Genomic DNA, 6,568 nt, shown 5'->3' on the forward strand with positions numbered 1-6,568 from the left:
GGGCCCGATCCGTGCATTGCCCGCCCGCGCGGCCTMCACGACCTCGCGGATCGCATCGATCACGAGTTGCGGAGAATAGGCATAGATGTTGTGGCCGCTATTCGTGTTCGCGACGAGCCTGGCGTTGAGTGACGTTGCGAGCAAGGTCTGCGATGCCCTCCAGTCCGCGAAGGAGACGCCGCCGACCGGGTCGCGCTCCGGTGGGGAGGATGGCGGTTGCCATGGCTTGTCGCCGGCAAGCACGACGGCCGTCAGTTCCCGCAGTCGAGGGGCAGCCTCGATCTTGGCGAAGGCATCGAGGAGCATGATCGCTTCGGGAGCCGCCGGCGCGGACTGCCTGTTGAGCGCGTCCCATTTCGCCACATGCTTCGGGCTTGCCACCTCGCGCATCAGGGTGTCGCAGCGTCGACCATGACGAGCCCGCTCACCTCATCGGGCCAAGTCCGTGCAAAAAGCGTGGCGATCAGACCTCCGTAGGAATGGGGCACGAGCACGTAAGGGCGCGGTTCGCCCGCTGCCGTCAGCAGCCGATGGAGATCGTCAGCCGCCTGGTCGGCCGGATGCGGCTGGGCGACTGGCGTGGACTGATCCGGTCCGTCGAGCCTCACCCCTGGCCGGTCATAGGCGCAGACGCGGGTGAAGCGGGACACCATCGGAAAGACCGCCGACCCGCCCCTGCGAAGATTGCCCTTCCCCCAGGCCACGGCGTCATAATCGGCCTGGTGGGCCGGGTCGGCGGGATCGAGTGTCTCGCTCCAGTCGGCAGCGCCATTCCCCCTGCCCGAGATCAGCACGACCGTCGGCGATCCGGCGCCAGTGCATTCGAGATAGATCTTGCGGCCAGCGCCGATCGCAACCGAGCCGGAGAAATCTTCGGCAACCGACGCGTCGGCCGCGATGAGGATGAGCGCCGCGGCCAGAGAAAGGCACGAGCGGGATCGTGCTGCAGTGGGCATGACGATCTCCGGTCACTTCAATAGCCCTGCTGGATCGCGACGACGACGGCCGCCACATCGGCCCGGGCGGCGGAATAGTCCTGCAGCGATGGGAAGGGGATGTTGTTGACCATCAGGCTATAGACAAGCCGGCGCCCGCTCCTGGCGTCGATATATCCGGTCTGGGTGGTGGCAAGCGCGACAAGTTGCCCGGCAGCACTTCCGGCGACCATGTCGCCATCCTTGATCCGGACATGCGCGGCCGCCGGCGACCCCGCGCCGTTCAGTGCCTGCGAGCCGTCGACCCCGAGCACGGCCATGCCATCATGAAAAGCGCTGCCCCAGGGCGTGGTCGTGATGTCCCTGAGGAAGGTCGCGAGATCCGACGGCGTCGTCCGGCTGTTATGGCTGCTTCCGGCACCGTCGAAGACATAGGTTCCGGTTGACGACACGCCATGCCGGGCGAGCAGCTTCAGCACCTCGGCCAGCCCATCGCCGCAATCGGGACTTCCGGCCTTCACCGCGGCAAGACAGACCATGAGGTCGGCGCCGCGGTTGTAGCTCACCTTCAGGATCACCTTGACGAACTCGGACAGCGGCGGCGAGACATATTCCGCCACCCGGTTGGCTTCGCGATAGCCGCCCGCGTCGGGCAGCGGCCTGGCGGGGCCGAGCGCAGGCGCGGCGACCTTGACCCCCGCCCGCATGAGCGCCTCGATGAAGACCGTGCGCGCGAAAGCGGCAGGATCGGCGATCTGGGACACCGTCAGGATCGGTGGTCCGTCCGAAGCGATCTTTCCGCTGACCCGAACCACCCCGGCGCCCCGTGTCGTCACCTCAAGCGGCCCGGCCGTGCCGGCAACCGTGGTGACGTCGTTCTCGACGGTGATGGCAGCGCTCTTGGGACGCCAGTCGAGCTTAGGTTTCTCGCCGGGCTTCGTCGGCGTCACCATGATGTCGATGACGTTCTCGTTGACCCAGATCGGAGCGATCGGCCCGGACGAGAACCCCCGATAGGTCTCGAAGAGACGATCGTCGATCATCACATCGCCGGTGATTTCGCGGATACCCGCAGCCTTGACCTGCGCGGCCAGGGCATCGAGCGCCGCGAGCGGATCGCTGTTCCCGACATAGGCGCCGCCCGGGAAGCCGGTAGAGGTGGTGTTGTGGTCGACCTCCGGCAGGCTGTTGAAGCCAAGCTTGTCGTTGGGCTGCTCGCGGAGCCCGAAACTGAAATCACCGGACGCGACGAGGACGAGATCTCCGTCGAGCACGTCGCCCTTGAGGTTGCCGAGCCTGTAGACCGGTGTCCGGAAACGGTAGTCGGCGCCATAGCGGTCAAGGGCGGTCGCAACGCTGTAGGTCTTCATGACCGAGGCTGGCAGCAGCGACTTATTCCCAGCCTGATCGATCAACGTCTTGCCGGTAGCGAGATCGGCGAGGTGGATGCCCCAGCTCATATGGGCAAAGATCGGCTTGGCTCGGAGGCGCTCTATGGCCTGGGCAACAGAGGCAGGAACCTCTCCGGACACCCCCGCGGCGGGATCAGCGGTCGCTCCGCCCCCCGCCGACAGCACCGCCAGGAGCGCGATCGCGACATGTCTGATCACGGTCATTGCCTGTCCCTGCCTCGCCAGCCGCGCTGTTGCTTCATCATCCGCTTCGGCACCACTTTCTGGCGGCGCCAGTCGTCCATCCCGCCGTCCCGCCGCATCCGATCGACATGCACCGGAACGACTGCAATCCTAGATCGCCGTGCGTCCGTTCGGACGCAGGAGCGGCGATCTAGCTCTTTGTTTAAGCATCGGATTTTCCGAAAACCGGATTCCACTTTCCGGTCCGATGCTCTAGCGCTTGGGGCAGCTCAGGGTTCGCCGTGGCTACAGCACCGCTTTCGGCRTCTGGATCAGTCGCGCCCATGCCTTCGCATGGGCCGCCGCAATCGCTTCGGCTCTTGAGAACAATGGGCATCTAGGGGGAAATCGCGGTCGATCGCCATGACCTCGCATCCCAATCTGATGACTGTCCGTCTACGACCGCCGGCTGCGCCGGCGAGCCCGTCCGCGATGCAACGCCGGATCGTCGTCTCGAACAACGCGCTCTGTCGGCCGATGAGCAGCGTCCGGATCATCAGCTCCCGATCGATCGAAGGCCGCCCCGTCTCGCTGTAGAACGGACGCAGAAGCGTGCGGAGATTGCCCTGGCGCCCCCGAAATCATGCGTCGGATCACATCAGCGGCGCGTGCTTTTTCGCCGCCAGCCATTCAGCAGTGCTGCGCAGGCCATCAAGCCAGGCGCGTCTGGGTCTCCAAGGCGTTTCCCGGGTGATCAGCGAGATTTCGAGGATGTTGACGGGCACGTCCGCGGCTCGGCCGGCGCGATAGATCCTGGACCGGCCGGCAGTGCCGGTGATGGCCTCGATATCGCTCGCCACCTGATTGATGCTGAGCCCTGCCCCCGATCCAACATTCATGACGCGGTGAGGCCCGTCATAGGTCGCGGCCCAGAGAAAGGCCGAGACGACGTCGTCGATATGAATGAAATCGCGCACGATCTCGCCCGTGCCCCAGATTTCGAGCGGCTTGCCGGCGAGCGCGTGACTGAGCATCGCGGCGACGACGCCTTGGCGCTTCAGAGCCGATTGCAGCGGGCCATAGGCGTTGGCGATGCGCAAGGCGAGATATTCGAGCCCGTAAAGGTGGTGATACAGGGCGAGGTATTTCTCGATCGCAAGCTTGCCGACACCATAGGCCGATATCGGATGGGTCGGCGCGGTTTCCGCGATCGGATGCCTGTCGGCCGGGCCATAGACGGTACCGCCAGACGAGGCGAAGACGACCCTTCTGACGGCGGCATCGTTGCAGATATCCAGGAAGCGCAACGTGCCCAGCACATTCGTCTCGAGATCGGAAACAGGCTTTTGCCCGGGGCTTCCCGGCACCGAACTGCTCAGGAGATGGAACACGATCTCCTGCCCCCGCGCGGCTTCGGTGATGGCCGCTTGATCCTCGAAATATCCGCTGCTCCAATGGACCCGCTCGTCCAGCGCCCGCCGATCGGCCGGCGCGCGCCCGAAGGCCCGGACGACCGCGCCTTGACGGGCCAGAGCGTTGGCCAGGTTGATACCGAGAAATCCGCCGCCACCCATGATCAGGCAACGGGTGCCATCGAGCCTCGGAACATCAACAGTGGCAATTGGCATGTCTACTCGTTGGGTCAGGATAGAAAAAACGTAGTCAATCAAGCAAATCGAAATCGATGTGGTTTTATTTCGAATTTGCGAATGAATTTATCCGATATAAATAAGCAACAATCCCATGCCATGGCGTCATAAAACCTCATTTATCGGGATTATCGAACAGAACAATCTAATCTCCATGACAAATCTCAGGATTAATATGGCATGAATATGGGCAACGTGCCGGGTGAACCATGGCTCTTCCCGCCTGCAGGCGACCGGTTGCACGATCCGTCCAGCGATGGGGCCGATGTCAAAGTCGCCGTCATTGTCCCAGCTTATGGCCAACCCTCGCTGACAGCCGAGGCGCTGAATACGGCGTTGGCACAGGTCACTGATTTCAATTTCGCCATTGTCATTGTGAATGACGGATGTCCTCACCCTGAAACAGACGAGGTCTGCCAGACATTTGCTGCGACCTACCCGGGGCGGATCTTCTATTTGCACAAGCGCAATGGAGGTTTGAGCGCCGCACGCAACACTGGAATTGACTTCGCTCTGGCGGCCTTCCCGGATCTGGAGGCCGTCTACCTGCTCGACTGCGACAACCGCATCGGCCCCCATCTCCTGCAGCGGCTTCTGACCGCCTTGCGCAAGGCCGATGCGAGCATCGGCTGGGCCTATCCGGATGTCGACAAGTTCGGCTTCGCCGAATTCGCCGATACCTCGGGACCCTATTCGCCGCTGGAGCATCTGTTCCGCAATTTCTGCGAGGCAGGCAGCATGGTCTCACGGCGCATGCTCGACGCCCCGATCCGTTTTGACACCGAGATGCGCCAGGGCGTCGAGGATTGGGAATTCTGGCTGCATGGCCTCGAGCGCGGCTTTCGCGGGGTCCACGTGGCCGATGCGGGTTTTGCTTACCGCCGCCGGGGAGAAAGCATGCTGGTGGCGGCAGAACGGGATTTCACCCCGATCCTCCGCTATATCCGCAACCGCCATCCGCTCCTGTTCGGTATTCGCAACGTCCTGGCATTTGAGACCGAGGCTCGGTCGCGTTATGCGATCTATCACCCCGATACAGGGCTGGTTCGGTGCTTCACCGGTGAAAACGACGTCACGACCCTGACGGTCAGTGACTATGTCATCCGTCTGCTGCGCGCCCGGCTGCGCCCTGCTTACGGTCACTGCCCCGGGCAGCTTGTCGTCATGAACAGCTCATTATGCGAAACGCTTGCCGCGCAATCGCTGCTGGCTGGCGTCTTGTGGACGCTCGAGCGCGGGCTTGCCCGATCGACCGTCGTTACGTGCTCAATGCGGGATCGATTGCACGATGATCGTCTTCTGGCCTGGAGCGAGGGGACGATTGTCCAGGAGCAGACGGACAGGTTCCGGCTGACATCTGATCGGACGCATATCCTGGCCGTCGAGGCATCCTTTCTCGTCGAGCACGCATCGCGGCGCGCGCTCGATCTGCATGCCCTGCCCCGACAGCCGGGCAAGCGTCAGCATGCTATCGAACTCGATCTGGCCGTGAGGGAAGCGCCGGCCGATCTCGCGCCAATCGATGAGGCCTTTACGCGGCTGTGCCGGGATATCGCCACTGCCGGAGACGGGGCCAACCCTGCCGATTGGAAGTCGGCGATGCCGAACACGTACCGGCTCCAGGCGGCGCTGCCGCGCGATCTGTACCCGGAACTCTTCAATCTCTCGTCGGCCTTCCCCGGCGGATCGTCCGATGCCAGGCCCCTTGCTGCCCTGGTGCTCGCCTCGGGGCAGCCCGAGAGCGTTGCGACCGCCGAAAGGCTGGCACTGACGCTCATCGAAGCGGGGTGGGAGGTTCATCTCGTGGGGATCGCGAGGGAATTCGCCCTCGCTCCCGGCCGCGCAAAATGCTTTTCGCAGATCATTGCATTGCCCCTGCCGGAGCTGCTGTCCCGCGCATGGACACGGAGCTATCAGGGGACGCCGATGCCCTGCTTCGAGCATCTGGATACCGATGACGCCATTTCCACATTGGCCGGCTATCACCGCGCCGTATCGGTGGATGGCGGGGTTTCACACACATTGATGGGCGCGTTGCGTCGACTGAAGGTGGAGACATGGGCGCTGCTCGGATACGCTGAAGGGGATCAAGCAACGAGCCAGGCCGTGAATGCATGCTCAGCGTTCGAGCAGGCTTACACGCATATTGTCGTGGGCAATGCGGAACTCCTGCGCCTGTGCCGGGCTTTCGGCATGCCAAGCACGAAGATGCGTTATTGGCCCGATCGAAGCACTGATCTGGAAGACTTCGGCATCAAACCGCTGTTCGAACCCGCAACGGCACCGAAATCCAGGCAGGCTGTCTGATGGCCCTTCAAACGACAAAAAACCTGCTGCGGCGCCTCTACTCCGCCGATCCCAAGGTCATCGTGCTGAGCGGCCCGGGAACATCGCCTGCGCGCGCCAGGCC

5 protein-coding genes and 1 pseudogene are annotated in these 6,568 nt (G+C 63.4%); 1 reads left to right on the forward strand and 5 read right to left on the reverse strand.

Features of this window, described 5'->3' with window-relative positions; genetic code table 11:
- The 5 genes and pseudogenes from AC1DRP_RS30520 to AC1DRP_RS30540 all read right to left on the reverse strand — a co-directional run.
- Nucleotides 1-390, reverse strand: a 390-nt coding sequence (locus AC1DRP_RS30520; protein WP_476770444.1) for a hypothetical protein, incomplete at its 3' end; no start/stop codon positions are given.
- A complete protein-coding gene (locus AC1DRP_RS30525) occupies nucleotides 390-956 on the reverse strand; it encodes an alpha/beta fold hydrolase (RefSeq protein ID WP_476770445.1) in 567 nt (188 codons plus the stop codon). The genes AC1DRP_RS30525 and AC1DRP_RS30520, both read right to left, overlap by 1 nt.
- A 17-nt stretch (nucleotides 957-973) precedes the next feature.
- Entirely contained in the window at nucleotides 974-2,551 is a 1,578-nt protein-coding gene (dacB, locus tag AC1DRP_RS30530; protein WP_441506789.1) for a D-alanyl-D-alanine carboxypeptidase/D-alanyl-D-alanine endopeptidase, read from the reverse strand.
- Between the two features lie 422 nt (nucleotides 2,552-2,973).
- Nucleotides 2,974-3,129: pseudogene (locus tag AC1DRP_RS30535) on the reverse strand (transposase); the annotation flags it as partial.
- Between the two features lie 33 nt (nucleotides 3,130-3,162).
- A complete protein-coding gene (locus tag AC1DRP_RS30540) occupies nucleotides 3,163-4,137 on the reverse strand; it encodes an NAD-dependent epimerase/dehydratase family protein (protein ID WP_441506788.1) in 975 nt (324 codons plus the stop codon).
- Between the two features lie 207 nt (nucleotides 4,138-4,344).
- Here AC1DRP_RS30540 and AC1DRP_RS30545 point away from each other — a divergent pair, with 207 nt between their 5' ends.
- Nucleotides 4,345-6,465 carry a glycosyltransferase family 2 protein gene (locus AC1DRP_RS30545; protein ID WP_476770446.1) on the forward strand — a complete coding sequence of 707 codons (2,121 nt, stop codon included), beginning with the start codon at nucleotides 4,345-4,347 and terminating at the stop codon, nucleotides 6,463-6,465.
- Nucleotides 6,466-6,568 lie beyond the last annotated feature (103 nt).

It is taken from the genome of Allobosea sp. 01N443 (genome assembly GCF_056399325.1).

Excerpts from the sequence above, each read along its gene's own strand:
- AC1DRP_RS30525 (WP_476770445.1), bottom strand. The coding sequence starts at position 956 with ATGCCCACTGCAGCACGATCCCGCTCGTGCCTTTCTCTGGCCGCGGCG.
- dacB (WP_441506789.1), bottom strand. The coding sequence starts at position 2,551 with ATGACCGTGATCAGACATGTCGCGATCGCGCTCCTGGCGGTGCTGTCG.
- AC1DRP_RS30540 (WP_441506788.1), bottom strand. The coding sequence starts at position 4,137 with ATGCCAATTGCCACTGTTGATGTTCCGAGGCTCGATGGCACCCGTTGC.
- AC1DRP_RS30545 (WP_476770446.1), top strand. The coding sequence starts at position 4,345 with ATGGGCAACGTGCCGGGTGAACCATGGCTCTTCCCGCCTGCAGGCGAC.